Annotated in this window: 22 protein-coding genes; 13 read left to right on the top strand and 9 right to left on the bottom strand. The window is 48.5% G+C overall.

Going from position 1 to position 24362, the window contains the following annotated elements:
* Positions 1 to 146 precede the first annotated feature (146 nt).
* Genes BUF15_RS16320 through mnmA form a run of 3 tightly spaced genes read right to left on the bottom strand, consistent with a single transcriptional unit; the run spans position 147 to position 3746 of the window.
* The gene (locus BUF15_RS16320; RefSeq protein ID WP_073614774.1) at positions 147 to 1385 is read right to left on the bottom strand and encodes a competence/damage-inducible protein A; all 1239 of its coding nucleotides are present in this window, start codon (positions 1383 to 1385) and stop codon (positions 147 to 149) included.
* A complete protein-coding gene (gene mtaB / locus BUF15_RS16315; RefSeq protein ID WP_073614773.1) occupies positions 1375 to 2697 on the bottom strand; it encodes a tRNA (N(6)-L-threonylcarbamoyladenosine(37)-C(2))-methylthiotransferase MtaB in 1323 nt (440 codons plus the stop codon). Before mtaB ends, BUF15_RS16320 begins: the two co-directional genes overlap by 11 nt.
* 11 nt (positions 2698 to 2708) lie before the next feature.
* Entirely contained in the window at positions 2709 to 3746 is a 1038-nt protein-coding gene (gene mnmA / locus BUF15_RS16310; RefSeq protein WP_159441317.1) for a tRNA 2-thiouridine(34) synthase MnmA, read from the bottom strand.
* A gap of 94 nt (positions 3747 to 3840) precedes the next feature.
* Between mnmA and BUF15_RS16305 the strand changes: the two genes are divergently transcribed.
* The 4 genes from BUF15_RS16305 (at position 3841) to coaBC (ending at position 9142) form a co-directional block, all read left to right on the top strand.
* Positions 3841 to 5115 (top strand): U32 family peptidase, encoded by a 1275-nt coding sequence (locus BUF15_RS16305; protein WP_200802403.1) that lies wholly within the window; start codon positions 3841 to 3843, stop codon positions 5113 to 5115.
* 247 nt (positions 5116 to 5362) lie between these two features.
* Positions 5363 to 6979, top strand: a complete 1617-nt coding sequence (locus BUF15_RS16300) for a fumarate hydratase (protein WP_073614771.1) — start codon at positions 5363 to 5365, stop codon at positions 6977 to 6979.
* Between the two features lie 141 nt (positions 6980 to 7120).
* Positions 7121 to 7828 (top strand): Bax inhibitor-1/YccA family protein, encoded by a 708-nt coding sequence (locus tag BUF15_RS16295; protein WP_073614770.1) that lies wholly within the window; start codon positions 7121 to 7123, stop codon positions 7826 to 7828.
* Positions 7829 to 7924: 96 nt separating this feature from the next.
* Positions 7925 to 9142 carry a bifunctional phosphopantothenoylcysteine decarboxylase/phosphopantothenate--cysteine ligase CoaBC gene (gene coaBC / locus BUF15_RS16290; protein ID WP_073614769.1) on the top strand — a complete coding sequence of 406 codons (1218 nt, stop codon included), beginning with the start codon at positions 7925 to 7927 and terminating at the stop codon, positions 9140 to 9142.
* A 30-nt stretch (positions 9143 to 9172) separates the two neighbouring features.
* Here the strand turns inward: coaBC and BUF15_RS16285 are convergent, their stop codons facing one another.
* A complete protein-coding gene (locus BUF15_RS16285) occupies positions 9173 to 9613 on the bottom strand; it encodes a YchJ family protein (protein ID WP_159441316.1) in 441 nt (146 codons plus the stop codon).
* A 79-nt stretch (positions 9614 to 9692) separates the two neighbouring features.
* A complete protein-coding gene (locus BUF15_RS16280; RefSeq protein ID WP_073614767.1) occupies positions 9693 to 10517 on the bottom strand; it encodes a pyruvate, water dikinase regulatory protein in 825 nt (274 codons plus the stop codon).
* A 234-nt stretch (positions 10518 to 10751) separates the two neighbouring features.
* Here BUF15_RS16280 and BUF15_RS16275 point away from each other — a divergent pair, with 234 nt between their 5' ends.
* The 3 genes from BUF15_RS16275 (at position 10752) to BUF15_RS16265 (ending at position 12906) form a co-directional block, all read left to right on the top strand.
* A complete protein-coding gene (locus BUF15_RS16275) occupies positions 10752 to 11249 on the top strand; it encodes a YkgJ family cysteine cluster protein (protein ID WP_073614766.1) in 498 nt (165 codons plus the stop codon).
* The gene (locus tag BUF15_RS16270) at positions 11212 to 12312 is read left to right on the top strand and encodes a tRNA-queuosine alpha-mannosyltransferase domain-containing protein (RefSeq protein ID WP_073614765.1); all 1101 of its coding nucleotides are present in this window, start codon (positions 11212 to 11214) and stop codon (positions 12310 to 12312) included. The genes BUF15_RS16275 and BUF15_RS16270 overlap by 38 nt, the downstream gene beginning before the upstream one ends.
* Before the next feature lie 63 nt (positions 12313 to 12375).
* Complete coding sequence (locus tag BUF15_RS16265; protein ID WP_200802402.1) at positions 12376 to 12906, top strand: shikimate kinase; 531 nt, start codon at positions 12376 to 12378, stop codon at positions 12904 to 12906.
* Between the two features lie 49 nt (positions 12907 to 12955).
* Here BUF15_RS16265 and nadA read toward each other — a convergent pair whose 3' ends face one another.
* Together nadA and BUF15_RS16255 are read right to left on the bottom strand one after the other, a co-directional pair.
* On the bottom strand, positions 12956 to 14008 hold the full coding sequence (gene nadA, locus BUF15_RS16260) for a quinolinate synthase NadA (protein WP_073614764.1): 1053 nt from the start codon (positions 14006 to 14008) through the stop codon (positions 12956 to 12958).
* A gap of 269 nt (positions 14009 to 14277) precedes the next feature.
* Positions 14278 to 14946 (bottom strand): GntR family transcriptional regulator, encoded by a 669-nt coding sequence (locus BUF15_RS16255; protein WP_073614763.1) that lies wholly within the window; start codon positions 14944 to 14946, stop codon positions 14278 to 14280.
* A gap of 711 nt (positions 14947 to 15657) precedes the next feature.
* On the opposite strand from BUF15_RS16255, the gene BUF15_RS16250 reads away from it, so the two are divergent.
* From BUF15_RS16250 to BUF15_RS16225, 6 genes are all read left to right on the top strand, one after another.
* The gene (locus BUF15_RS16250) at positions 15658 to 15888 is read left to right on the top strand and encodes a 4Fe-4S dicluster domain-containing protein (protein ID WP_073614762.1); all 231 of its coding nucleotides are present in this window, start codon (positions 15658 to 15660) and stop codon (positions 15886 to 15888) included.
* On the top strand, positions 15872 to 17020 hold the full coding sequence (locus BUF15_RS16245) for a 2-oxoacid:acceptor oxidoreductase subunit alpha (RefSeq protein ID WP_143170744.1): 1149 nt from the start codon (positions 15872 to 15874) through the stop codon (positions 17018 to 17020). The genes BUF15_RS16250 and BUF15_RS16245 overlap by 17 nt, the downstream gene beginning before the upstream one ends.
* Before the next feature lie 2 nt (positions 17021 to 17022).
* Positions 17023 to 17832, top strand: coding sequence for a 2-oxoacid:ferredoxin oxidoreductase subunit beta (locus BUF15_RS16240; protein WP_073614760.1), 810 nt, complete (start codon positions 17023 to 17025; stop codon positions 17830 to 17832).
* A complete protein-coding gene (locus BUF15_RS16235; RefSeq protein ID WP_073614759.1) occupies positions 17829 to 18374 on the top strand; it encodes a 2-oxoacid:acceptor oxidoreductase family protein in 546 nt (181 codons plus the stop codon). The genes BUF15_RS16240 and BUF15_RS16235 overlap by 4 nt, the downstream gene beginning before the upstream one ends.
* Before the next feature lie 255 nt (positions 18375 to 18629).
* Positions 18630 to 21782, top strand: a complete 3153-nt coding sequence (locus tag BUF15_RS16230; RefSeq protein WP_073614758.1) for an NAD-glutamate dehydrogenase domain-containing protein — start codon at positions 18630 to 18632, stop codon at positions 21780 to 21782.
* 80 nt (positions 21783 to 21862) lie between these two features.
* Complete coding sequence (locus tag BUF15_RS16225) at positions 21863 to 22114, top strand: winged helix-turn-helix domain-containing protein (RefSeq protein WP_073614757.1); 252 nt, start codon at positions 21863 to 21865, stop codon at positions 22112 to 22114.
* An 87-nt stretch (positions 22115 to 22201) separates the two neighbouring features.
* Here BUF15_RS16225 and proC read toward each other — a convergent pair whose 3' ends face one another.
* Positions 22202 to 23050: a pyrroline-5-carboxylate reductase gene (gene proC / locus BUF15_RS16220; RefSeq protein WP_073614756.1), complete on the bottom strand. Its 849-nt coding sequence runs from the start codon at positions 23048 to 23050 to the stop codon at positions 22202 to 22204.
* Positions 23051 to 23229: 179 nt separating this feature from the next.
* Complete coding sequence (locus BUF15_RS16215) at positions 23230 to 24030, bottom strand: LbetaH domain-containing protein (RefSeq protein ID WP_073614755.1); 801 nt, start codon at positions 24028 to 24030, stop codon at positions 23230 to 23232.
* Positions 24031 to 24362: the final 332 nt, after the last annotated feature.

Genomic DNA, 24362 nt, shown 5'->3' with positions numbered 1-24362 from the left:
TACCATAGATTGCCTGGCGATGGTATCGTAAAAACTCGTTAAAAGATTGGAAACACAGAGGCCCTCTATAGCTGTTTCAGGCAGAACCATTGGTTTCCGTAAGTTTTTTTCTATGAAAAATAACTGTCGGGGAAGGTAGCGTGGACTTATGACTGGAGCAGATATTTTCGAACAAGATCGAGTGCGGTCTGAGCGGTCATCTCGCGGATCTGCTGGCGGTCTCCATCAAACTGAAACTTGCTCACCCAGTTGCCTCCTGGTGTGGCGATACCCACATAAACGGTACCGACCGGTTTTTCTTCGGTTCCACCTTCCGGACCGGCGATACCGGTGACGGCAAGACCGATATCCGCGCCACTTTTCATGAGAACTCCTGAGGCCATTGCTTCCGCGACCTCGCGGCTGACGGCGCCATGTTGGTCAATGAGTCGCTGGTCCACTCCAAGATATGCGGTCTTGAGGCTGTTGGCATAAGAAACGACACCGCCGAGGAAATACCTGGAACTGCCGGGGACATTGGTGATGCGTTGGGCAATCAGTCCACCGGTGCAGGATTCGCCCACTGCGAGTTGCAGATTGTGCTCGTGGAGGAGCTGTCCGACGATGGTTTCCATGTCATCACGGTCATGGCCATAGATGGCATCCCCTAGTACCGTATCGATCGCTTTTTTACAACTGGTGAACAGTTTTTCGGCGTTTTCCGCTTCCCGATCCCGGATGGTAAGGCTTAAATGTACCTCGGGAAAGACGGGGTAATAGCCGATATGTGCCGCCTTGTTGAGGTCGAGGGTGTTAATCCGGCGATTTACTTCCGCTTCAGGAAGATTGAAAATTCTAAAAATTCGTTGATAGGTTGAAAGTTTATGATCATTGCCCCAGGTGGCGAGGCTGGGCAAAACATGCTCTACCAGGAGTTGTTTCATCTGGCGTGGTACACCGGGCAGGAAATAGACCGGTGTACCGTCATGAACCAGCATATAACCGGCCATGCGTGAGCCAGGATTGAGCACTTCGGCCCCTTCAGGTAGCCAGGCAAGTTTTTCCAGCTGGCCAACCGGTGCACTGGTAATACTGTCAAGATGACGACGAATATTGGCGAGCACCTCGAGATTTGGCATGGTTGGCCGATTCAGGGCCATGGAGACGGCTTCATTGGTGAGGTCGTCATCAGTCATGCCAAGCCCACCGGTGACCAGAACGGCGTCCACCCGTTCTATTGCCCGTTTGAGCGCTTCACCGATAAGTGCCGGGGTGTCGCCAATGGTATGCATAGCATAAATCTCATAGCCGGCTTCAAAAAGCTGGCGTGCAGCAAAACCGCTGGTGGTGTTGAGAATACGGCCGGAAGTCAGTTCATCGCCAATGGCAATTATTTCAACTCGCATTGCTGTTTCGTACCTCGCCAAAAATATGGGGGCCGTTTTGCTCCTTCAAATACACCTGAACGACCCTGTTTTTCAGATTATCATCACCATGAAAATGGACAGAAACGTAATTGCTTGAAAACCCCTGTAGCAACCCTTCTTTATCTCTGCGGCCTTCAACCAGAACGGGCAGGGTCCTGCCGAGTTGACTCTGGTAGAATGCATCGTGCTTGGCATCTCCAAGAGCGCGCAGTTCAGCGACGCGCTCTTCCTTGACATGTTTTTTTACCTCGTCCTTATAGCCAGCGGCAACGGTACCGGGGCGGCGGGAGTAGGGGAAAACATGGAGGTAGGTGCATGGCAGGGAAGCAAGAAAATTTCTGGTATTCAGAAATTGTTCATCGCTTTCACCGGGAAAGCCGGCAAGTATGTCGATACCAATAGCCGCATCGGGCAGAAATTCTCGGCAGGATTCAACCACGCGTTGAAATTCAGCAGTGGTATATTTGCGGTTCATACGCGCTAATATCTCATCGTCACCACTCTGCAGCGGGATATGCAGATGAGGCATGATGTTATCCCTGGTCTGCATAAGTGTCAGCAGCTGCTTGTTGATCTCTGTAGGCTCAATTGAGCTGATACGGTAGCGGACTGTTGGTGTCGCATGTGATAGACGATCAAGAAGACGGGTAATATCTATAGATGGGTTGAGGTCACGCCCATACTGGCCGAGATGGATGCCGGTCAGGACAATTTCCTGGAAATCGTTCTCGATAAAGCTGCGTGCCTGTTGTAGCACTTCATCTTCAGGGAGGCTTCTGCTTGGCCCGCGGGTAAAGGGAACTATGCAGTAGGTGCAGAAACTTTCACAGCCATCCTGAACTCGAAGGTAGGCCCTTGTGCGATCGCCGAAATGGCGAACCGGCAACCGGCAGATTTCCGTTGCCGAGTCAATAGCGCCAAGGAGTAACTGTGATCCGAGATCATCGCTGATTGATACCGGAACAAGCTGGTCCTTCTTGCTGTTACCGATAATACAATATTGTCTTCCGCTCAGTTCTTCCAGATTGGTAAGCTCTTTGGCGGCTATCTCGGCATAGCAGCCGGTAATGACGATACGAGCGGCAGGATTTTTTCGAATGGCCTGGCGAACCGCCTGGCGGGACTGGGCCCCAGCTTTTGAGGTCACCGCGCAGGTATTGATGACGACGACAGCAACCTCTTTGCCGGATTTGACGACTTCGTAGCCGGCTTCGGCAAAAGCGGTATGAAATGCTGCCGACTCATATTGATTGACCTTGCAGCCAAGCGTAGTGATGATGACCTGTTTCATGAAGATTAGCCTTAATCGAGGATAACGCCTGAGCCGATAACCTCATCGCCTCGATAGATAACAGCGAACTGGCCGGGGGTTATGGCGCGCTGCGGTTCTGTAAAAACAATGTGTATGGAAGATTGGTCGATAAGCTGCAGCTTAGCTATGGCACCGCGATGGCTGTAGCGGATGCGAACACTGTAGGTTTCATCGATATCTGGCGGCATACCGCTCAGCCAATGGATGTCACGTACACGGATAGTTGTTTTCAGGAGCTCGTCTGATTTGCCGACGATAAGTGTGTTGGTTTCTGCATCTATGCCGGTAACATACCAGGGGCTGGCGTCGGGAATGCCGAGACCGCGCCGTTGACCGATAGTATAGCGAAAGAGACCTGTATGTTGACCGACCTGTACCCCTTCGGTGGAGACAACAGGGCCGCCACGAACTGCTTGCGGGTATCGTTTTTCAAGATAGCTGCCGACGGATTCATTAGCCAGGAAGCACACGTCCTGGCTCTCAATGCCACCAAAATCGGTAAAACCGTACTCGGAAACGAACGCATAAACTTCGCTCTTCCGTTTCTCACCAAGCGGGAAGATAACTTTGGCCAACTGCTCCTGGGTAAGTCGCGCCAGAAAATAGGACTGATTTTTGGCAGGATCAAGACCGTCATGCAGGTGGTAGCCAGAGCTGTCATGAACTATTCTCGCATAATGCCCAGTGGCCATACGATCCATGCCGTGGCTGAGTATTGCCTTCTGGAAAAGTCCAAATTTCACTTCTCGATTGCAGACCATGCAGGGATTAGGAGTAGTGCCATGAAAATAAGCGTTGGCAAAATATTCAAGCACTTTGGCTGTGAATTCCTGCCGTAGATCGACGACATGGAGCTTGATGTTCAATTGCTCGGCCAGGTTTTCAACTCGGGCCAGCTGCCGATCGAAGTCGGGCTGTGCCAGTCTCATGAAATAACCTTCGACTGTGGTGTTTTCACGCAAAATAAGTGCCGTTGCGGTGGAGTCTACACCGCCGCTCATGGCTATGCCGATACGTTCTTTGCTCACTGAAGTCCTTGCATTCCCAGGTCTGTTCATCTAATAAGAGTAAGAAAAATCTGGCTCATCCGTCCAGAAAAATCAGAAAACAACCTACTCGACTATGAATGAAATGAAAAGTGGCAATGGCTCCATCATGCGGATGCCGGAACTCCTCGCCCCGGCAGGTAATTACGAAAAACTCATGACGGCCGTGCATTATGGTGCGGATGCCGTTTATCTCGGCGGAAAGCGATTCAGCTTGCGGGCCAAAGCTGGCAATTTCAGCCAGGAAAAAATGGCGGAAGGAATTGCCTTTGCCCATGCGCATGGAGTGAAGGTGTATGTGACCGTCAATATTCTTGCCCACAATGAAGATTTACATGGGCTGGAAGACTATCTGCGGAAGTTGCTGGCGATGGAGGCGGACGGTGTCATTATCTCCGATCCTGGGATTCTTATGATTGCCCGACAAGCTGTTCCGGAATTGCCGGTGCATCTTTCCACGCAGGCAAATGTTACCAACGTATCGGCGGCAAAGTTCTGGTACGCACACGGAGTTTCACGGCTCAATCTTGCTCGCGAACTGTCTCTTGCTGAGCTATCTAAAATACGTAAAGAGGTGATTGGAGAACTGGAAATCTTTGTTCACGGGGCACTCTGCATTTCTTACTCAGGCCGCTGCATGCTTTCAAATTACATGACCGGTAGGGACGCCAACCAGGGAAATTGTGCCCATCCCTGTCGCTATAGTTATGCGCTGGTTGAAGAAAAGCGGCCGGGTCAATATTTTCCGGTAGAAGAAGATGAGCGTGGCACCTATATCTTCAATGCCAAGGATCTTTGTTTACTGGAGAATTTGCCGCAACTGGTGGCTTCCGGAGTAGATTCCCTAAAAATTGAAGGACGGATGAAGTCGATATTTTATGTAGGCGGGGTGGTGCGCGTCTATCGAGCAGCGTTGGATTACTTAAACACGTTACCCCAAGAGGCTTGGAACCAGCCGAAAGACATAAAAATCCCAAAAGAATATATTGAAGAGGTGTTGCGTTCCGGAACAAGAGGGACGAGCTCCAACTTTTTTGAGCAACGGCCAGGCGCCACGGAGATGAATTATCTCACCTCACGGGTCGAGCAGAGCTATGAGCCTGTCGCTGTCGTTCGTAAAACTGGGAGCCCGCCGATGGTGGAGATCCGCAATACCATGTTGCCAGGCGCCGAAGTTGAATATATGTGTCGTGGTATCGAAACCAGGAAAGTCAGGATCGTACAGATGCTGGATGTGGAAACCGGTGCTGTCCTCCAGAAGGCAAATCCCGGTAACAATGTTTTCCTGGAATGCGAACCTCCTTTGGTAGATTCAGAGGTTCTTGCTATTTTACGTCGTAAAATAATGTAATAAAAGTCTTTATACTATACGGATAATATCCTTTTGCGAAAAGAATCTGGCGGTCAGGGAAAAAGGTCTGGCGAAAAGGCCATGCCGGGAGTAATAGTTATACGCGAACAAAAAAGTGTGGGAATACCGTCTATTGAGCGAATAGGCAGCCATTTTTATGCCAGGTTGAGTAGTCAATACTTTCAAGTTGTTACCCAAGGTTGACTTTCATCACCAGTAATCCTCTTTCAAACAAGGAGCGTGACGCATGGTTGAATTTCATTACCAGGATCCTTTTCCGCTGGGTCCGGACACGACGCAATATAGGAAAATAGAAGGTTCGGAGAAATTCGTAGGACTTGATTCGTTCAACGGTCAGGAAATATTGAAGATCGATCCTGCCGCCCTGACACTCCTGGCTAATCAGGCTATGCGACACGTATCCTTTCTGCTCCGGTCGGCACATAATCAGCAGGTGGCAAAGATCCTCGATGACCCGGAGGCGTCGATGAACGAGAAGGGCGTGGCTCTCGCCTTTTTGCGAAATGCCGAAGTTGCGTCCCAGTTTGACCTGCCTATTTGTCAAGATACCGGCACAGCAACGATTGTAGGCAAGAAGGGCCAGAATGTCTGGACAGGTGCAAACGACGCTGAAGCGATTTCCAAAGGGGTATACAAAACCTACACCGAGGAGAACCTGCGCTATTCCCAGACGGTCGCCCTCGATATGTACACAGAGAAAAATACAGGGACGAATCTGCCGGCGCAGATCGATCTCTATGCAACCGAAGGCAGCGAATATAAATTCCTCTTTGTCTGCAAGGGCGGCGGAAGCGCCAATAAAACCTACCTGTTCCAGGAGACCAAAGCGCTCCTGAATCCGGAAAAGCTTGAGACGTTTCTGGTCCAGAAAATGAAAACCCTTGGTACGGCGGCCTGCCCTCCATACCATTTGGCTTTTGTGATCGGTGGAACCAGTGCCGAAGCAAATTTGAAGACCGTCAAGCTTGCCTCGACCAAGTATTATGACAGCCTTCCCGTCAGTGGTAATGAACATGGCCAGGCATTCAGGGATATCGACCTGGAAAAACGACTACAGGCCGCCGCAGAAAAGCTTGGAATTGGCGCCCAATTTGGCGGTAAATATTTCACCCACGATGTGCGGGTAGTACGACTGCCACGCCACGGTGCCTCATGTCCTGTTGGGATGGGCGTTTCATGCTCTGCCGATCGCAACATCAAGGCAAAGATAAATAAAGAAGGTTGTTGGGTCGAGCAGCTCGATACCAATCCCGGTCGTCTGATTCCAGAAAAATACCGTGGCAAACATGATCATGGCGTGCGCATCGACCTGAATAGGCCGATGGAGGCGATTCTTGCTGAACTCACCAAACATCCGGTGGGAACCTCACTGCTATTAACTGGCACTATCGTGGTAGGCCGCGATATCGCCCATGCCAAGTTTAAGGAGCTGCTCGATAGCGGAAAACCGCTGCCTGAGTATCTGCGGAAACACCCTATTTATTATGCCGGTCCAGCTAAGACTCCGCCAGGCAAGCCCTCCGGATCTTTTGGCCCGACAACAGCAGGTCGGATGGATAGCTATGTCGACCTGCTGCAGGAAAAAGGTGGTTCGATGATCATGATCGCCAAGGGTAACCGTTCCCAGCAGGTAACCGATGCCTGTAAGAAACACGGTGGTTTCTATCTTGGTTCGATTGGCGGGCCGGCTGCGATTCTTGCCGAGGAAAATATCAAAAAGGTTGAGTGTATCGATTATCCGGAATTAGGTATGGAGGCGGTATGGAAAATTGACGTGGTCGATTTTCCCGCCTTTATCCTGGTGGATGACAAGGGGAATGATTTCTTTGCCTGCCTGATGTAGGACACTGGCACAAAACGAAAAAAATGCCGAGGTACGATGTGGATATCCTGTTTTGCTTGCACATTGTCCTGAAATACTTACTATAGAGTTGATGAAAAAAGTAAGCTGTTCCAGGTACTCAAAAAAACAGAGGAGTAGACAATGTACGAACAAGCAAGACAGATAACCATAGCACAAGCCCGGCAGGAGGCTTCGTCGATTTTCCTTGCCAAGGTCTTCAACTGGATGGCCATTGGCCTCGGTGTTACCGGCGTCGTCGCCTATTTTACTGCCGCAAGCGGCCTTGCCCAGATTCTGATGGCTAGTCCGTTGTTCTTTGTGCTTATTATCGCACAACTGGGGATGGTGTTTTATCTCTCCGCCCGGATCGGCAAAATTCAGGCATCAACAGCAACAGCACTTTTCACCGGATATTCGGTGTTAAATGGTCTCACCCTGTCGATGATCTTTCTGGCTTACACCAGCTCTTCAATTGCCGGGACATTTTTTATCACTGCCGGCATGTTCGGAGCTATGGCGATCTACGGCATGGTTACCAAACGTGATCTCTCTGGTCTTGGCTCATTCATGTTTATGGGGCTGATTGGAGTACTCATTGCCTCGGTGGTGAACATCTTCTTGAAAAGTTCCAGTCTCTACTGGGCGATCTCAATGATAGGCGTACTTGTCTTCACAGGCCTTACCGCTTATGACATTCAGAAGATCAAGCGAATGGGCGAGGAAGGAATTATGGCGCAGGGAGATAGCGCGATCCGTAAAGGCGCCATCATGGGTGCACTGGCGCTCTATCTTGATTTCATCAACCTTTTCCTTATGTTGCTCAGATTTTTTGGTGGATCAAGAGATTAGCAGAAACCGGTGAAGTGGGAAAACGTGAAAAGCATGGCTCCAAATGGAGTCATGCTTTTTCCATTTAGGGATAAATGAAAAACAGAGAGGGGCAGGATGAGTGTCTACGCAGGGAAAAAGGTGCTGGTTGGTGTAAGCGGCAGTATCGCAGCGTTTAAGGTTGCCGGCTGGGTATCTACGCTTGCTAAAGCGGAGGCCAGAGTTTCGGTGATCATGACAAACTCTGCTACCCGTTTTGTGACTCCGCTCACCTTCAGCGCACTTTCAGGCGAGAAGACACATGTCGATATGTTCGATAATGAGAGCGGTGAATCGATGGCACATATCAATCTTGGCCGCGACGCTGACCTGATCATTATTGCCCCTGCATCAGCGCAGACCATTGCCAGGCTTGCCCATGGTCTGGCGGATGATCTGCTTTCCACAACCATTCTTGCCTCTCGTACACCCGTTTACATCTGTCCGGCGATGAATAGCCGCATGTATAGCCATCCGGCAACTCAAGAGAATATCGAAAAGTTGAAGAAGTTTGGCTACCATGTGATTGATCCCCAGGAAGGAATGATGGCCTGCAAGGAAGAAGGCCCAGGCCGTTTGCCGGAATGGGAGCAGGTAGACGATATATTCCAGCGCGCATTATCCCGGCAGGATTTATCCGGGCAGACTGTGCTGGTTACAGCGGGGCCAACACGGGAGCCTATAGACCCAGCGCGTTTTTTAAGCAACAGGTCGTCGGGGAAAATGGGTTTTGCTCTCGCCAGGGCGGCATGGCGCCGCGGGGCGAAGGTTATTCTCGTTGCGGGACCTGGTTCGCTCCCAACACCCGGCAACATTGAGCGTATTAATGTTCAGACGGCTCTGGAGATGCATGAAGCTGTGATGCAATATGCCGAGAAATCTACCATTATCATCAAGGCCGCTGCAGTAGCGGACTATCGAGCAAAAGAAGTCGCGAGCCAAAAAATCAAAAAAGAAGCGATTGGCACATCCCTTGAGTTGGAGAAAAACCCTGATATCTTGCTGGAGCTTGGTCGCAAAAAACGTGATGGCCAGGTGTTGGTGGGGTTTGCGGCTGAGAGTTCCCGACTGATCGAAGAGGGTACACGTAAGTTGCAGGCGAAAAATCTCGACCTGATTGCCGTGAATAATATCAGTTCTGAAAGTACCGGATTTGAAGTTGATACGAACCAGGTGTTGCTGATCAGCCGTGAAAAAAGTGAGAACCTTCCTTTTGCTTCAAAAGAGAAGACGGCTGATCTGATTCTCGATCAGGTTGTGCAGCTGGTTGCCAAAGAGACAATTTCTGCGAATTGAGCGGGTATCTACCTGCAGCAACATAAAGGATTATTCTGAACTGCCCAGGCAGCAGCGCTTGTATTTCTTGCCTGAGCCACAGGGGCATGGTCCGTTGCGGCCAATTTTGGTTCTGGTTATCTTGGGTGCGCCGCCAAGATAGTACCAGAGTCCGTCTTGACGCATGAAAATACTGTTTTCCCGAAGCTCGCAAACCTGGTCATGTTCCATGAAGCGGGCCGAAAAATCCACATTCCCCTTGCTTTCGTCTATCGGATCAACACTCTCCGAATGGATAGTCAACTCCAACCATTTCGTTTTGCTGTCCTCAAGGTTCAGGCGCTCCGGTCGCGTTTCATCTGCCCAGGTGGCTAACAGATGCGTTTCGTGGCCGAGCACATAGGCTGTGTAGCGTGAACGCATCAGGGCGAGCGGGGTGAGAGCGCGGCTGTGATCTGCGAGGATAGGTTCACAGCACTCAACAAAAGGCATCTGGCTGCAGCAAAAACATAATCCGGTATGTGTCGTCATCGTTTACCGATCGGCAGGATATGGTGATTACTGATGTTTTTCATTTTCCGGAATCGGCGGCCATTTTCAATTGCAGTTCCTGGGCTACCTGGGTTGCAGTTTCCTCAATGGAGCGGCCATCTGAAAAAACAACGGGGATCTGGTATTTCAAAAAGATCTGGTCAGATTGCTTCAGCTCGGTTGCACAGGTGGCGATTTTAGCATACGTCGAACCCTTGTATCGCTTTTCACGAAAAGAATGCAGCATATCCGGGGTGGTTGAAAGGCCAACAACACGGTGTTTGTTGCGGATAATCTCCGGTGGCAGTCGGCAGGTTTGCAGATTGTCGTCTACCAAAGGATAATTTGCAGTTTTCAGGCCCATCTGAGTAGCGAGGAATACCGAGACCGGGGTTTTGCCTGAACGTGAGACGCCAACAATGATCAGGTCTGCTTCGTCATAATCTTTGGTGCCGGTACCGTCATCGTGGGCGATGGAATAGTGGATGGCGTTGACTCTTCTTGTCATTGCCGTATCATCCAGGGCTCGTGCTGTTCCTGGTTCTCGTATGGGCTTGGCTTCAAGGATTTCTTCCAAACGTACGAGGAAATGGTCGCAGATGTTGAGGAATTCAACTTCGGGGATATCAAAAATCTTATTGAGATTTTTGGAAAAGAGCGTAGAAAAGATGATGGGGTAACGACCTGCGGACTGCTGAAGGATGCGTTCAAGCGCTTTTTTCGCTTGAGATTCAGTGCGTACAAAGGGGATAAGTTCTTCGTTGAAGCTGACTTCAGGGAACTGACAGAGCAGGGCCTTGCCCATATCCTTGGCAAGGATGCCGGTGTTGCCTGAAACATAATAGACATCTTTAGACTTCCACATGCATTTACTCCAGTGCGATTGATACTGTCTCTACCCGGAACTGGGGATTCTAGCCTGAATACGCATTTATGCTGCTTTTCATGAAAAAGATCTATCCGGACGTGATGTGAGGATAGTGAAAAACAGTGAAGGGGTAGGAAAGCTAGGTTGTATCCGGATGGATGCTATAGGTTTATCGAGAATACTCCTTTAACCTTACCTTGGATGGTGAGGCGGTTCAATGGAAAATCTTCAATGGATAACACCAACGGGAATTCTTTTATAGCGCGATTGAAGCGTTATTCCATTTTGGGCTGGTTTCGAGCTATTCGGTTGAAATGCAGTGGCAAAAAAGTGGTTGTTACCGGCAGCTGCAACTTGTGTGGCCGATGCTGCCGGAGGGTCAGTCTGGAGGCGGGTGGCAGGTGGCTGAGAAGCGAGGCTGAATTCAACCGTCTCCTTACGATTTATCCTGAATACAGAAGATTCTCGCTGACTGGGCGGGATAGCCAGGGGTTCTTGCTGTTTACCTGTAGCTGGTATGATGAACCATCTGGAGTATGCAGGGATCATGAAAACAGGCTTGAGATCTGTCGGAGCTACCCGGATATCGATCTTTATTTTACTGGCGGAGAAATACATGGCGGGTGCGGGTATCAGTTCAGTGAGGTCGTGCCTTTTGAAAAAATTTTGAAACGAGAACTTGATACACAGCATGGAAGCCGCCGAAAGAAAAAGAGTACTGGTGATTGAACCCTATATGGGTGGTTCGCATAAAGCATTTATTGAAGGATTGATGGAGCATGTCGCTGCCGATTATCTACTTCTTTCACTTCCTGCTCGTAGCTGGAAGATGCGTATGCAGCTTGCTGCGCCTTGGTTTGTTGCCGAAGTCTGCAAGATGCCACCAGTTGAAAGACAATTTAATGTTGTACTCTGCTCAACTTTTGTTGATGTCGCACTCTTGAAATCAATGCTGCAGCAGGTTCCGGGCTGGAGTCGTGAAGCGCAATTCCTAACCTATTTTCACGAAAATCAGTTTGCCTATCCTGGTCGTTTTGCTGACCCAAATATCCGCCAGTTTCAATATATCAATTTCACTACCGCTATGGCTTCCGACCGGATCTGTTTCAATTCCCGTTATAACCGGGAGAGTTTTCTGGACGGCTGTGCCCGATATCTTACCAAGGCAGCGGATATGGCGGTGAATGGAACTCTTCAGAAGTTGAAGAGAAAAAGTGATATCATAGCGCCGGGGATTAATTTTGATGGATGTGAGTGTAAGGGGCAAAAAGAGTTCAATACTCCGCCAGTTATAATCTGGAATCATCGCTGGGAGCATGACAAAGGGCCGGAAGAGTTTTTTTCCGTACTCTATTCCCTGCAGCGCCAAGGTGTAGATTTTCAATTGATACTCCTAGGCCAGTCTTTTGCGACTTCTCCAACTTGTTTTCAAGAGGCGAAGAAAAAACTTCGTGAGCAAATTCTTCATTTTGGTTTTGCCGAATCGCGGGAGACCTATTGCCGTTTACTGAAACAAGGAGATATTGTCGTGTCTACTGCGCTTCATGAGTTTTTCGGTATTGCGGTAATGGAAGCGGTGCGTGCAGGGTGCCGTCCGCTGTTGCCAAGAAAACTTTCCTATCCCGACCTTTTTCCAGATGAGGTATTGTACGGTGAGCATGAACTTAGTGAAAGACTCTTGTGTTTACTCGAGCAACCGCTGCCGCTGCAGATGGAAAGTGCGCGAGAGTATACAGAGCCTTTTAGTTGGAAGAGTGTTTCCAACACGTATCGTGACTGGTTGTTCAAGTAATAGACACAAGAGAAAAGTGCTCGTTTCAGAGCGTATATAAATATTAGAAGTTGGGGTTCAGGCGTGAAAGGAAATATCGTGCTTATTGGCTTTATGGGTGTGGGAAAGGGGAGAACCGCACGATGTCTTGCAGATCAGACTGGAATGTTCGCTCTTGATTGTGACGACCTTATCGAAAGCTACGCTAATAAGCGGATACGTACCATATTCAGTGAAGACGGTGAGCCAGCTTTTCGTGAGCTTGAGAAGAAAGCTGCAAGATGGCTTGAAAAAAATGTCAATGCTTCCGTTATTTCAACTGGGGGGGGCTTTGTAAATGTTGAAAATATCAAGGCGATTGGTACGGTTGTCTACCTGCATTCCGATTTTGACTCGATCATCAAATCAATCAAGTCTCATCCGAATGCAGAGAAAAAAATAAAGAAAAGGCCACTATTGCAGGATATGGAGGCAGCTCGAAAGCTGTATAACACGCGACTACCGATTTATCGGCGTGTTGCTGATGTCGAGGTGTTCATGGCTGACAGGCCGGTGGCAAGGGTGGCGGAAGAAATTGTCGAACGGGTAAAAATGCTGAAGCTGAAGAAGAGTTAAAGTGTGATTGTGTGAGATGATGGAATATCCACCATCTCACACAAAATATTTATGCTTTCTTCATCTTAGCCGCAAAATCAAGCATCCGCTTGATCGGTACTCTTGCTTTCTCGGCCAATTCTGGTGAGACAAGAATCTCGTTTTGGCCAGTTCTCAGCACTTCGGCCAGGTTCTGTAAAGAGTTCATGCCCATCCAGGGGCAACGGGCGCAGCTCTGGCAGGTGGCACCTTCACCCATGGTTGGGGCTTCAATAAGTGTCTTGCCGGGGGCGACCTGACGCATCTTGTTGAAAATGCCAGCATCGGTGGCCACAATGAACTCCTGGCGGTCCATGTTCTGTACTGCCTTGATGAGCGCAGTGGTCGAGCCCACAACGTCGGCTTGTTGCACTACCTGTTCAGGCGACTCGGGATGGACAAGAACCGCGGCATCAGGATGCAGTTTTTTAAGGCGCTCCAGGGCAACCGAGCGAAATTCCTCATGCACGACGCAGGAACCAGGCCAGAAAATCATATCAGCTCCGGTCAGCTGCTGGACATAGCGCCCAAGGTGCTTGTCCGGTCCCCAGAGAATCTTTTCCCCTTTTTTCGCCAGGTGCTCGATGATGGGCAGGGCGATACCTGATGTTACAACCCAGTCGGAGCGTGCCTTGACCTTGGCACTGGTGTTGGCGTAGACCACCACCGTATGTTCGGGATGCTGATCACAGTAGTCGGAAAACATGTCGGCAGGACAGCCTTCATCAAGCGAACAGGTAGCGTTGAGATCGGGCATGAGTACCCGTTTTTCATTGTTTAAAATCTTGGATGTTTCACCCATGAATTTTACACCGGCTACAACCAGCGTCGATGCCGGATGTTCTGTACCGAATCTGGCCATTTCCAGCGAGTCGGCAACACAGCCACCAGTCTCCTCCGCAAGATCCTGAAGAACACCGGCAGTGTAATAATGAGCAACCAGTACACCGTTGTTTTTCACGAGGAGAGATTTTATTTCATTTTTCAGCTGCAGTTCCTCTTCCTTGCTGAGCTCAGGCCAAACAGGGTTGTCGGGAACGTGGATCGTTGGAAGAGTAACAGAGGCGGAAACGATGGAGGACATAATACACCTTCTTGACGTACTGGAATAAGAGTGGGTCGTTTCGGCACAGTCGGCAGGGTAGTGCGTAAGTGCGGTAGTGTCAGGCTCGTTTACGCCTTATGCATCTGATTAAAGAGAAGGGCAGGCGGTAATCGGGCTTACGGGTTGAACTGAAGGTTGACGCGCAGGACGACCAATCCGACAATTCCAAAGAGTGGCATGTAGTTTGAGGCTTTCAAGCCTCTTTGTCAAGTCTGATGCCAAAAATGGGGCGAGAAGAGTTGTGATCCTTACAGGGCTAGATAGTCCTCCGGCATAGTTTCGACCTTTTCAAGCCCATCAACTGAATTCTGAAGATGCTCTCGAATAGCGGCCTCTGCCTTCTGGGCAGAGTGCTCGGCGAGGGCGTTGACAATCTTTTGGTGAGCGTCCACAGTTGGGCTGTATTCAAGTTTAAAAAACGGATCAAAAAGGATGAGGTAGATGCGGGTGCGATCAAGCAACTCTTTGACATAATGATACAGAATACTATTTCCTGAAAATTCTGCGATTTTCAGGTGTAAACAGGCATTAGTCACATCGTAACCTTCAAGGTTTGTCCTGTCGAAGACCTGTCCTTCGTCGATGACCAGCTGATTGAGTTCCTTGATTTGGCTGTCGGTAATGATAGCGGCTGTAAGTCTGGCTGCCATGCATTCCATTTCCATGCGGACTTGATATGTCTCTTCGATTTCTCGTGAGGTCGGGGTGACAACAAAAGCCCCCCTGTTGGGTATGGAGTTAACCATCCCTTCCGCTTCAAGGCGCTTGATGGCACTGCGTACCGGTGTTCTGCTGACACCGAGCTGCTGCGCCAGTGAAACCTCAACCAGCTGGCTCCCCTGTTTGATGTACCGTTTTCGGATTGCGTTTTTGAGCTTGATGTAAACTTCTTCTTCAGAATTTCCACGGACAGTCATACTTAACCTCTGGCGGCAGGCTAAAAGATCGATTTCATCAGGCTGCCTAAAAAAAATAACTATGAAGACGAGATTGGAACTTTTCAAAGCACATGTATACCACGACTATTTCGTAAAAACACGAATTGTGTGCAAAGAAAGTGCACAAAACACATCGTAACTTGATCCAATATCGAAGGAGTTGTCAGGTCTCACAGCGTCGTAGTCCCACGTTTTTATTGAATACTTGATGAGCGAAGATAATTTGGCAAAGCTCGTATTGTTGATATGTATCTGGCCTGTGTCTGGAATTGGTTGTCTTTGATCAATCACTCTTTCATGAAGTGAAAAGTTACATAAATGTAATGATAACGGTTCTGTTTAGTCCATCATCTGACGAAATTGAGCGGCATTCCAAATAGTGGAATTTCTGTGAAATTGTCGCGGAATAATTCAGGCAGAAAATGGTTGACATGAATGGTTGAGAGGGGTAATTGTCGAGTTCGAATAAATTGTATACAATTTGCCGTGTGCTCATTAGGACGAGATTCCATAGGATCTGCCTTGTCTGATTGGTGAGGTTGTTCAAAGCAATGGGGTCAGGCCCTTTCAAGGCGCTCAGTAATGGTGGTAAAGGATCCGTATAAAACAGGTGGTTGGTTTGTGCGGGTGTACGCTTCATAATTCATGAAGAGGCAGATGAGGAGCGGTTAAATCCGTTGAATAATTGTTATGGCGAGGCAGAAACTCAAAGAATTAGAGATTAATCGTGATTGGTGCAAGGGCTGCGGGATATGTGTCAAGTTCTGCCCAAAACAGGTTCTAGAATTGGACAACAAGGAGAAGGCGACCGTGGTACGCCCTGAAGATTGTATCGTCTGCAAACTGTGCGAGCTGCGATGTCCGGATCTCGCAATTACCGTGCTGACAACCCAGGAAGATGACAATGGAAAGAACGACTAAATTTGTACAGGGCAACGAGGCCTGTGTCGAGGGTGCGCTCTACGCCGGTGTGAACTTCTACGCTGGATACCCTATAACACCATCTACAGAAATCGCCGAGGCACTGTCAGGACGACTCCCGGAGATTGGCGGGAAATTTATTCAGATGGAAGATGAGATTGCTTCCATGTGCGCCATTATCGGTGCATCGCTGACGGGGCATAAAGTTCTGACCGCTACCAGCGGTCCTGGTTTCTCGCTCAAGCAAGAGGCGATCGGTTATGCCTGCATGGCAGAAATTCCATGTGTCATTGCCAACGTTCAGCGTGGTGGTCCCTCTACCGGCAACCCTACCCATGTGGGTCAGGGAGATATTAATCAGGCACGCTGGGGCACTCATGGCGACCATGCTATTATCGCTCTGACAGCTTCCAACCATCAAGATGTGTTCGCCATGACTGTTGAGGCCTTCAACATGGCCGAAACCTATCGTACACCGGTTGTGCTTCTTTTTGACGAAGTTGTAGGCCATATGCGGGAAAAATTGGTTATTCCGGCGCCGGGCGAAGTAGAGATCGTTGATCGATTGCGTACGTCTGTTCCCAAAGGTGTTGATTACCGACCTTATCTGCCAAGAGAAGATGGTCGTCTGCCAATGTCAGACTTCGGCGACAAGCACCGTTATAACGTTACAGGCCTTTATCACGACATGTGGGGATTCCCTTCGGCAAATCCCAAAATCGTCAACGAATTGTTACGCCACCTGGTAGATAAGATCGAAAACAACGTCGATTCCATCACCCGTTACAAGGAATATTTCCTCGACGATGCCCAGTACATCCTCATTTCCTATGGATCTTCCGCCAGATCAGCCATCCACATGGCCAAAAACAGGCGGGAGAAAAATGAAAAGATCGGTGTACTCGAACTGCAGTCGATCTGGCCGTTCCCCTCTGAGCTGGTTCGGGAGAAATGTGCGAACGCCAAGGCAGTAGTGGTTGTAGAAATGAATATGGGTCAGGTCCTCGCGCAGGTGAAAGCTGCAGTGGATGAGCCGAATAAGGTCTTTCTGGCCAATCGTATCGATGGGAAACTTATTACACCCACGGATATCAAAGGTCTTTTGCGGGTTATCCAGGGGAGGGGAATATAATTATGGCTGTACAAGATTATCTCCGGCAACGTTTTTTTCCGCATATGTGGTGTCCCGGCTGTGGTCACGGAACAGTGCTCAATTCATTGTTGCGTGCTGTTGAAGAGCTGGGGCTTGATAAAAATAATATCGTCATGACGTCAGGTATCGGCTGTTCTGCCAGAATTTCAGGCTATGTCGATTTTCATTCATTGCACACATTGCATGGCCGGGCACTTGCCTTTGCTACTGGCGTAAAGATGAGTAAACCTGAACTGACTCTCCTGGTGCCCATGGGCGATGGTGACGCGCTTGCTATTGGTGGTAACCATTTTATTCATGCGGCACGACGTAATATCGATATTACCGCCATTGTCATGAATAACCGGATTTACGGCATGACTGGCGGCCAGTTCTCGCCACTTTCTGGCTGCGGCATCAAGGCTACTACGGCGCCTTACACCACCATTGATAACAATTTCGATGTGGTTGAATTGGCTACCGCCGCCGGGGCTACCTTTGTTGCAAGAACTACCACCTACCACGCCAAGGAGGCTACCTCCCTGCTGAAAAAAGCGATTCTCCATAAAGGCTTTTCCGTAGTGGAGATCCTGTCACAGTGTCCAACCCACTTTGGTCGTAAGAATAAAGAGGGTGACGCTGCCCAGATGATGGAAAACTACAAAAACATCACCGCACCGGTTGGCTCCAAGGCTCTCGAGGAAAATCCTGCACTTTGGGGTCGAGGAATTTTTGTTGAGAGAGAAAGGCCTGAATACTGCACTGAATACGGAAAAATTGTTGAGCTGGCAATGAAGGGGGCGGCAAAATGAGAAGAACACGACTTGTCTTTTCAGGTTCAGGTGGGCAAGGGGTCATCACCGCTGCCATAATTCTTGCTGAAGCTGCAGTTATCCACGAAGGAAAAAATGCAACGCAGTCGCAAAGCTACGGAGCTGCGGCTCGTGGAGGAGCAACCCGAAGTGATGTGATCATCTCGGAACGTGAGATCGATTTTCCGGTGGTGACTCAGCCAAACATTTTGGTCTGCCTTACCCAGGATGCGTATACCAGCTTTGGCCCTGAGATTCGTCCCGCCGGTATTCTGCTCACTGACAGTAAATTCGTGGAGACGACAAAAAAGGTGGATGCCCGCCAGATCGAGTTGCCCATGTATGAAAAAGTCATGGAGGAAATTGGTAAACCTATTGTTTTTAACATCTGCGTTCTTGGCGCGTTGATTGGCATCTCCGATGTCGTAAATGCTGACTCTGTTATGAAGGTTATTGGTGAAAGGGTGCCAAAGGATTTTATTGACTTGAATAAAAAGGCTCTCAATATCGGTATTGAACTTGGCCTTCCTTACAGGATGTGACGAGAGCCAAAGTATTGCGTGTATTCCCGCGGCATGAAAGGCAGCTATACTGTGGTTTCATGCCGCGTTGTTGTTTTATGGCAGGCTCAAGTTGAGATGTTGTCGTAGCAGCAGGAAGACAGCTCGGCAATTGGTTTCAACCGGAGTAGCTACGAATTCGACTCAGTTGCGAGGAAGTCAGCCGTTAGTGATATTGATGCTGCGGCAGGCGGATAGATGGCAAATACGAACGGATTTTGTTTATCTGGAGACGTCATGGAGAAATTACTACCAGCAGCAACACCGGTAGCGCAAGGTGCCGAAATTATAAAGAAGGCGGAGAGTGTTGGTCTGGATCCTAAATTGCTTTATGAGGCGGTTATAGACCTGTCAACCGAAGGATTGCTGACAGCAAACTGCATCAATATCGCCGCGGGTATCATTTTGGCAGACCTCGGTCTTCCACGATATTTCTTTGAAAATATCCAGAGCGATGCCCTGGAACACTTGCTTCAATCAATCGCCACCTCTATCAAAGTTATCGATGGCACTGTCACCCTTTATGGGCGAGTCGCTAATATCGATTTTGATATGTCTTACGGCAGTCAGGTGGGCCGGGTACGTATTGCGACAGAAGAGACCCGTGAGAATATGGAAGCGATGCTGGAAGACCAGATCTCCGGCCATCGACGGGAATATTATTACAGCCCTGATTCCAAATATTCCACCTATATTATTCGGCCCGAAACAGTTGTAGATTATTCTCGTGAGGAGTTTCTGTCTTCACGTTTTCTCTTCTCTCTGGCAGGTGACTATGCCGTAACTCCTGAACCGACGAGGAAACGGTATGAGAGTTTTCTGGTAAAAGCCGATCGGGCGGTTGTGCCGCATATTGAAGTGTTCAACCTGCCGGAGACCGGCGAAACACGTTTGATGTTTGGAAGTGATTTTGAAAAGCCGCAGTTGCCACTTTTGCGTAAATTGCTGGCCGAGCATGGATTCACTTTGGTACGCGCCTACTGGGAGCCATATCTTACCAAGGCCTCGGTTCCATCTTCTGTATGTGCACTTTACATTCAGGGTGAACTCACAAGGACTCAAGAGGCACGCATTCTTGCTGATTTGCGATCATTTCTTTCATACTCCATAAACTCTATGAAAGAACTTTATTTAAACGGCGAACTGACGTTTCATGAGATGCTGTTTGCTGGAAATGCCATAGATTTTACGCATCTCTTTATCTACAAGGAGAGTGAAAATGCAACCGATAGAGAAATCCTTGAAAGTCTGAGCAGTAAAGATCATCAGGATGCTTTTTCCAAAAGACTCCACAGCTCTAACAAGTCGATATACGCCGCCAGCCTCATAGAAGAGATGGTGAAAAAAAATGTCGATCTTCTTCGATTTCTTCACGAACTGTTTGAACGAAAATTCAAGCCGGGGATTATGGACCGGCTTACTGACGCCGTACTCCAGACGAAGTGGAAAGAATTCGACAAGATGATTTCTGCCCGTTTCATAGATTTCAGTCTGGGTTACGACATCTTCAAGTTTATGTTCAAGATAGTCAGCGCAACACTGAAAACCAATTTTTACAAAGAAGAAAAACGTTCTTTTTCCTTCAGGTTCGACAGCTCCATTCTCGACCCACTGGTGTATAACCAGTTTGTGTACGGTATTTTTTATGTGAATGGGCATTATGCCTGCGGAACGCATTTACGTGCTGCAGACATTGCCCGAGGCGGATTACGTTTGCTTCGGATTTCCAGATCCAATCACGCCACCGAACTGGACAATGCCGTACTGCTGAATTACGCACTTGGCCCTAAGGCGCAGCGCTTAAAACATAAAGATATCTGCGAGAGTGGCTCAAAAGGTGTGGTGGTGCCGCATCCCCAGTATGCCTCGTATTCTCGAGACGCATTGTTTGACTACACAGAAGGCATCATGGATCTCATGCTGCTTGATAATTCTATTATCGACTATTACGGCAAGCCTGAGCTGATCTTTTTCGGGCCTGATGAGGGCACGGCACCGCTCATGGACGGAGTGTCGCTCAGGGCAAAGGAAAGAGGATACCGGCACTGGCGGACCATGACCACCGGAAAATCCTTCGGCATACCACACGATACGTATGGGCTGCTCGAAAGTGGTGAACTGTTCGGGTTGTTGAATATGGGTGCTGATGGTGTTGATCTTCAGGTCGATGGTAAATCGGTATTGCTAACAAACGACATGGAAGAGATTTATGCACAGATTGGCGGAAAAATCACTCTGTCCGGCATGACGACTACCTCGATCATGAGCGCCTTCAGAACCCTTATTGAATCGCAGGGACATGCTGAAGAAAACCTTAACCTGATGATTACCGGTGGCCCGGACGGTGACCTCGGTGCCAACGAAATTCAATGTTACCAAGGCAAGATCTGCCTGATACTTGATGGCGGCTCTGTTTTGTTCGACCCAGAAGGGCTTGATAAAAAAGAGCTGATGAAAATTGCCTTCATGCGTAACGGTGACCCTCGCGCAAACTCACTGGCGTATCCTGAACAAAAACTGGGAGCAAGAGGTTTTCGGGTACCGCTCAGGGGAAAGAATGTTTCCCTTCCTGACGGAACTGTCATTGAAGATGGAGCGTTGTTCCATAAAACTTTTCTCGCCAATGTCGAGAATCGAAAATTTATACGTGAAGCGAATATTACCGCTTTTATCCCATGTGGAGGTTTCAAGGACACTATCAACCATGGCAACGTGAAACAGTTTCTTGAGCTCTTTAAGGAATTGAAATTCATTGTCGAGGGTGCCAACGTTTTCTTCGATGATGTGGCCCGTCGCCATATTGCCATCGCTACCGACATCCTGCAGATTAAAGACTCTTCAGCTAATAAGGGCGGGGTGTTCAGCAGTTCGGTCTCAGAAGTTCTCACTGCGTTCCTTTTGCAGGATGAATATGAGGAAAAACTTCTCAACGATGTTAAGACTCGTTGGGCTCTTATTCGCGACATTATGAACATGGTTGCTCGTTATGCCGCGGTTGAGACGCTGATGCTGATGAAGGTGTATGGTGTTGACCCGATGATACCACTTTTTGATCTATCGGAAAAAACAAGTGAAAAGATTTTTGCCTTCCAGGATCAATTGCTTGAACGGAAAGGCGAGATTTTGGCCGATGAAGAACTTGTCTGGAAGACCATGGAACAGTATGTGCCGCCTGTATTGATCGGTGTGTTGGGGCGAGAACATATCATGACCACTTTCAAATCTGAAGAGCTTGGTCCCTATCTTGATGCAATTGTGACGAAAAAACTGGCGTCCATGGCGTATTACAGATTCTGTCTTGAGTGGGACACCTATCTTGAGGCCGCTGAAGTGTCTCTTGTTAAGAACCTGCACCATATCTTTGATGAATGGGACTCGGTTGCCATGTGAAATGGATGAACGTTTGCTTTTCGTGGTTATGGAACGCGTTGCAAGCGCTCTTATTTTTTGCGTTTAAATAAGGATCAGAGATGAAATTTTTTGAGATAAAAAACACGATACTCCACCTTCTCCAGGAAAATCTGCAAAACGATCAGCCGCAACCGGTGAATGCTGCATCTCTTGCTGAAAAGCTACAGTTGAGTCTGAAAGAGATGCGTCAGATTATCAAAGTAATGAATAAGGATGGGGTAGTCGAAAGCGACCAGGATGGAGACCGGGTAGTTATGACCCGGCAGGGACAGGTGTATCTGGCGGAGATGGGATTATCCCACGCTGCGTAACCATGCAAAACAGGGCAGGCACGTGATGCCTGCCCTGTAATAACTCCAAATGAGTTGACGATCTCACAATATCCTTGAAGTCAAAAACTAATCGTTATTTTCAAGAAAATTATGAATCATAACTTCGCCTAGTTCTTTTGAGCGATTGGTTGCTGCTTCGACAGCGTCCATTATGGTGGTACGCAGCCCGCCTTGTTCGAGGGTGTGAATACCGGCAATTGAGGTGCCACCAGGCGAGGTGACACGATCCTTCAGCTGGCCTGGATGCTCTTTTGACTCGAGCAGCATTTTGGCAGAACCAAGCATTGTCTGGGTAGAAAGGAGCAGCGAGTCTTTTCGTGATAGGCCCATCTTCACTCCCGCGTCAGCCATGGCGTCAATAATAAGAAAGAAGTAGGCGGGTCCACTGCCGCTCAGACCTGTGAATGCGTCCATAAGAATGTTTTCCTTGATGAAGACGCTGACGCCAACCGAATCAAAAATGGCTTTCGCCAGTTCAATATCTCCCTTTTCTACATATTTTCCAGCGGCAATAGCAGTTGCGCTCTCTTTGACGAAGGCACAGATATTCGGCATGACCCTGATGAGTCGCAAATCTTTATGCAAACCTGACTGGATGGCAGCTAGCGGTACACCGGCGGCGATTGAAATGATGAGCTTTGATCTGTCAAGGATATCGGCTGTTTCTTTAAGGACGGTGGCAAGGATCTGCGGCTTGGTGGCATAAATTATAATTTCGGATTTTTGAGCCACTTCGACGTTATCAGTTGTTACGGCTACACCGTATTTGCGATGAAGTTCCTCAAGCGGTTCTTCACGGATGTCGGAACAGATGATGTTTTCAGGGAGTGCCGATCCTGATTGAACCAGGCCGCTGATAAGTGCTTCGGCCATGTTGCCGCCGCCGATTAAACCAATTTTTTTCTCTATGAGCATGGAGAAAAGGCTCCTTCTGAAAGAGGTGATAAGGTGAGGATTGAGCTACACGAGGTTAGCAGCGCAGGGCGAGAAATATAAGCAGGCCGTAATGTACGTTCACCGTAGGATTCACGTCAAGATAAAAGTGGTCCACAACCAGATGACAGCACTTGTTACATCGTCGAACTGGACTGAAATTACCGTATGAACGATTTTGCTCGATGAAAGCCAGCACGGGAGGTGACATTTGGCATGAGCATGCATCGTTTGCCGAATATCGTGCCTGGGTTGGTGACCGAATTGCAGCCGGTTTGGCTGTCATCGCCTAAAATTGCCCCAAGTTTTCGCCTGCCAGTATCGTATTCTTTTCCTTCGTGCTGGATATAGATATTACCGGAAACCATTTTGAGATTGGCGAATTTGGTACCTGCCCCGAGATTGGCATTGGTGCCAAGGATTGAATCACCAAGATAGGCAAAGTGGCCGGCTTTGGCATCATTAAGGAATATCGAATGTTTGATTTCGGTGGCGTGACCAAGTACACAGCGCTTACCGGCGAGGCAATAACCGCGGAGGTAGGCCGCCTGGCGTACTTCACAGCAGTCGCCGATAATTGTCGGCGATTTAATCATTGCCCCTGATTCGACCAGCACCCCTTTTCCAAATGCAATTCTATCACCCATAAGAATCGCTCCGGCCATAATAACTGTCGCCCCTTCAAGTCGGGTTCCTTCCCTCATAACAGAAAGTTTTCCTTTTGTGGCGTCGTCAAAAATAATTTCAAGACCTGTGGCAGGAAGATATCGGCCATTATGCAAGATTACTGTCTCAGTGAGTGGTTTGCCATTCTCTATCAGGGCGCGGTCAAGTTCAGGATAGCTGGCCTTATCCATGTAGGATTTGAGCTTATTGAGTGCTGACCAGACAAAATCGCCTTCTGTAAAGAGGGATGCGTGTTCAAATTCGGAAAGGTCGAAAAGGGAAGCTGCGTCAAGCATTGTTGTAACTCCAGTAAATGAAGGTGAGAGTGTAAGATTGCAATAACGTAAAACCGTGAACAACTATCGCCAACTTTTTTTTTGAATTCAATAAAAAAGGCGAATTTGATTATTGCTGCTCTCTTTTACAGAAATAAGAAAAATCTAATGGCATGTATGTGACGGTAACTGATTGCCAGATTCAACCGTTGACACTTAGATTTTTCGCAAGCCCGGTAAATGATTTCGGAAACCTTGCTTGACTTGATTCGTCTCTGTGTTTAGTTTGTGGTCGGTTTTCAGATAGACTATTTATTTCGCATAAAATATACTAATCGAAAATGACAAACAGA

Origin of the sequence: Desulfopila aestuarii DSM 18488 (assembly GCF_900143695.1) — a bacterium.
GTDB classification, from domain to species: Bacteria; Desulfobacterota; Desulfobulbia; order Desulfobulbales; family Desulfocapsaceae; genus Desulfopila; species Desulfopila aestuarii.
This window is presented reverse-complemented; position numbering and strand designations above follow the sequence as displayed.

Excerpts from the sequence above, each read along its gene's own strand:
- BUF15_RS16285 (WP_159441316.1), bottom strand. The coding sequence starts at position 9,613 with ATGCCTTTTGTTGAGTGCTGTGAACCTATCCTCGCAGATCACAGCCGC.
- mtaB (WP_073614773.1), bottom strand. The coding sequence starts at position 2,697 with ATGAAACAGGTCATCATCACTACGCTTGGCTGCAAGGTCAATCAATAT.
- BUF15_RS16245 (WP_143170744.1), top strand. The coding sequence starts at position 15,872 with ATGGAAAGAACGACTAAATTTGTACAGGGCAACGAGGCCTGTGTCGAG.
- BUF15_RS16230 (WP_073614758.1), top strand. The coding sequence starts at position 18,630 with ATGGAGAAATTACTACCAGCAGCAACACCGGTAGCGCAAGGTGCCGAA.
- BUF15_RS16295 (WP_073614770.1), top strand. The coding sequence starts at position 7,121 with ATGTACGAACAAGCAAGACAGATAACCATAGCACAAGCCCGGCAGGAG.
- BUF15_RS16305 (WP_200802403.1), top strand. The coding sequence starts at position 3,841 with ATGAATGAAATGAAAAGTGGCAATGGCTCCATCATGCGGATGCCGGAA.
- BUF15_RS16300 (WP_073614771.1), top strand. The coding sequence starts at position 5,363 with ATGGTTGAATTTCATTACCAGGATCCTTTTCCGCTGGGTCCGGACACG.
- BUF15_RS16270 (WP_073614765.1), top strand. The coding sequence starts at position 11,212 with ATGGAAGCCGCCGAAAGAAAAAGAGTACTGGTGATTGAACCCTATATG.
- BUF15_RS16250 (WP_073614762.1), top strand. The coding sequence starts at position 15,658 with ATGGCGAGGCAGAAACTCAAAGAATTAGAGATTAATCGTGATTGGTGC.
- proC (WP_073614756.1), bottom strand. The coding sequence starts at position 23,050 with ATGCTCATAGAGAAAAAAATTGGTTTAATCGGCGGCGGCAACATGGCC.
- BUF15_RS16320 (WP_073614774.1), bottom strand. The coding sequence starts at position 1,385 with ATGCGAGTTGAAATAATTGCCATTGGCGATGAACTGACTTCCGGCCGT.
- BUF15_RS16255 (WP_073614763.1), bottom strand. The coding sequence starts at position 14,946 with ATGACTGTCCGTGGAAATTCTGAAGAAGAAGTTTACATCAAGCTCAAA.
- BUF15_RS16225 (WP_073614757.1), top strand. The coding sequence starts at position 21,863 with ATGAAATTTTTTGAGATAAAAAACACGATACTCCACCTTCTCCAGGAA.
- coaBC (WP_073614769.1), top strand. The coding sequence starts at position 7,925 with ATGAGTGTCTACGCAGGGAAAAAGGTGCTGGTTGGTGTAAGCGGCAGT.
- BUF15_RS16215 (WP_073614755.1), bottom strand. The coding sequence starts at position 24,030 with ATGCTTGACGCAGCTTCCCTTTTCGACCTTTCCGAATTTGAACACGCA.
- nadA (WP_073614764.1), bottom strand. The coding sequence starts at position 14,008 with ATGTCCTCCATCGTTTCCGCCTCTGTTACTCTTCCAACGATCCACGTT.
- BUF15_RS16275 (WP_073614766.1), top strand. The coding sequence starts at position 10,752 with ATGGATAACACCAACGGGAATTCTTTTATAGCGCGATTGAAGCGTTAT.
- BUF15_RS16235 (WP_073614759.1), top strand. The coding sequence starts at position 17,829 with ATGAGAAGAACACGACTTGTCTTTTCAGGTTCAGGTGGGCAAGGGGTC.
- BUF15_RS16280 (WP_073614767.1), bottom strand. The coding sequence starts at position 10,517 with ATGTGGAAGTCTAAAGATGTCTATTATGTTTCAGGCAACACCGGCATC.
- BUF15_RS16240 (WP_073614760.1), top strand. The coding sequence starts at position 17,023 with ATGGCTGTACAAGATTATCTCCGGCAACGTTTTTTTCCGCATATGTGG.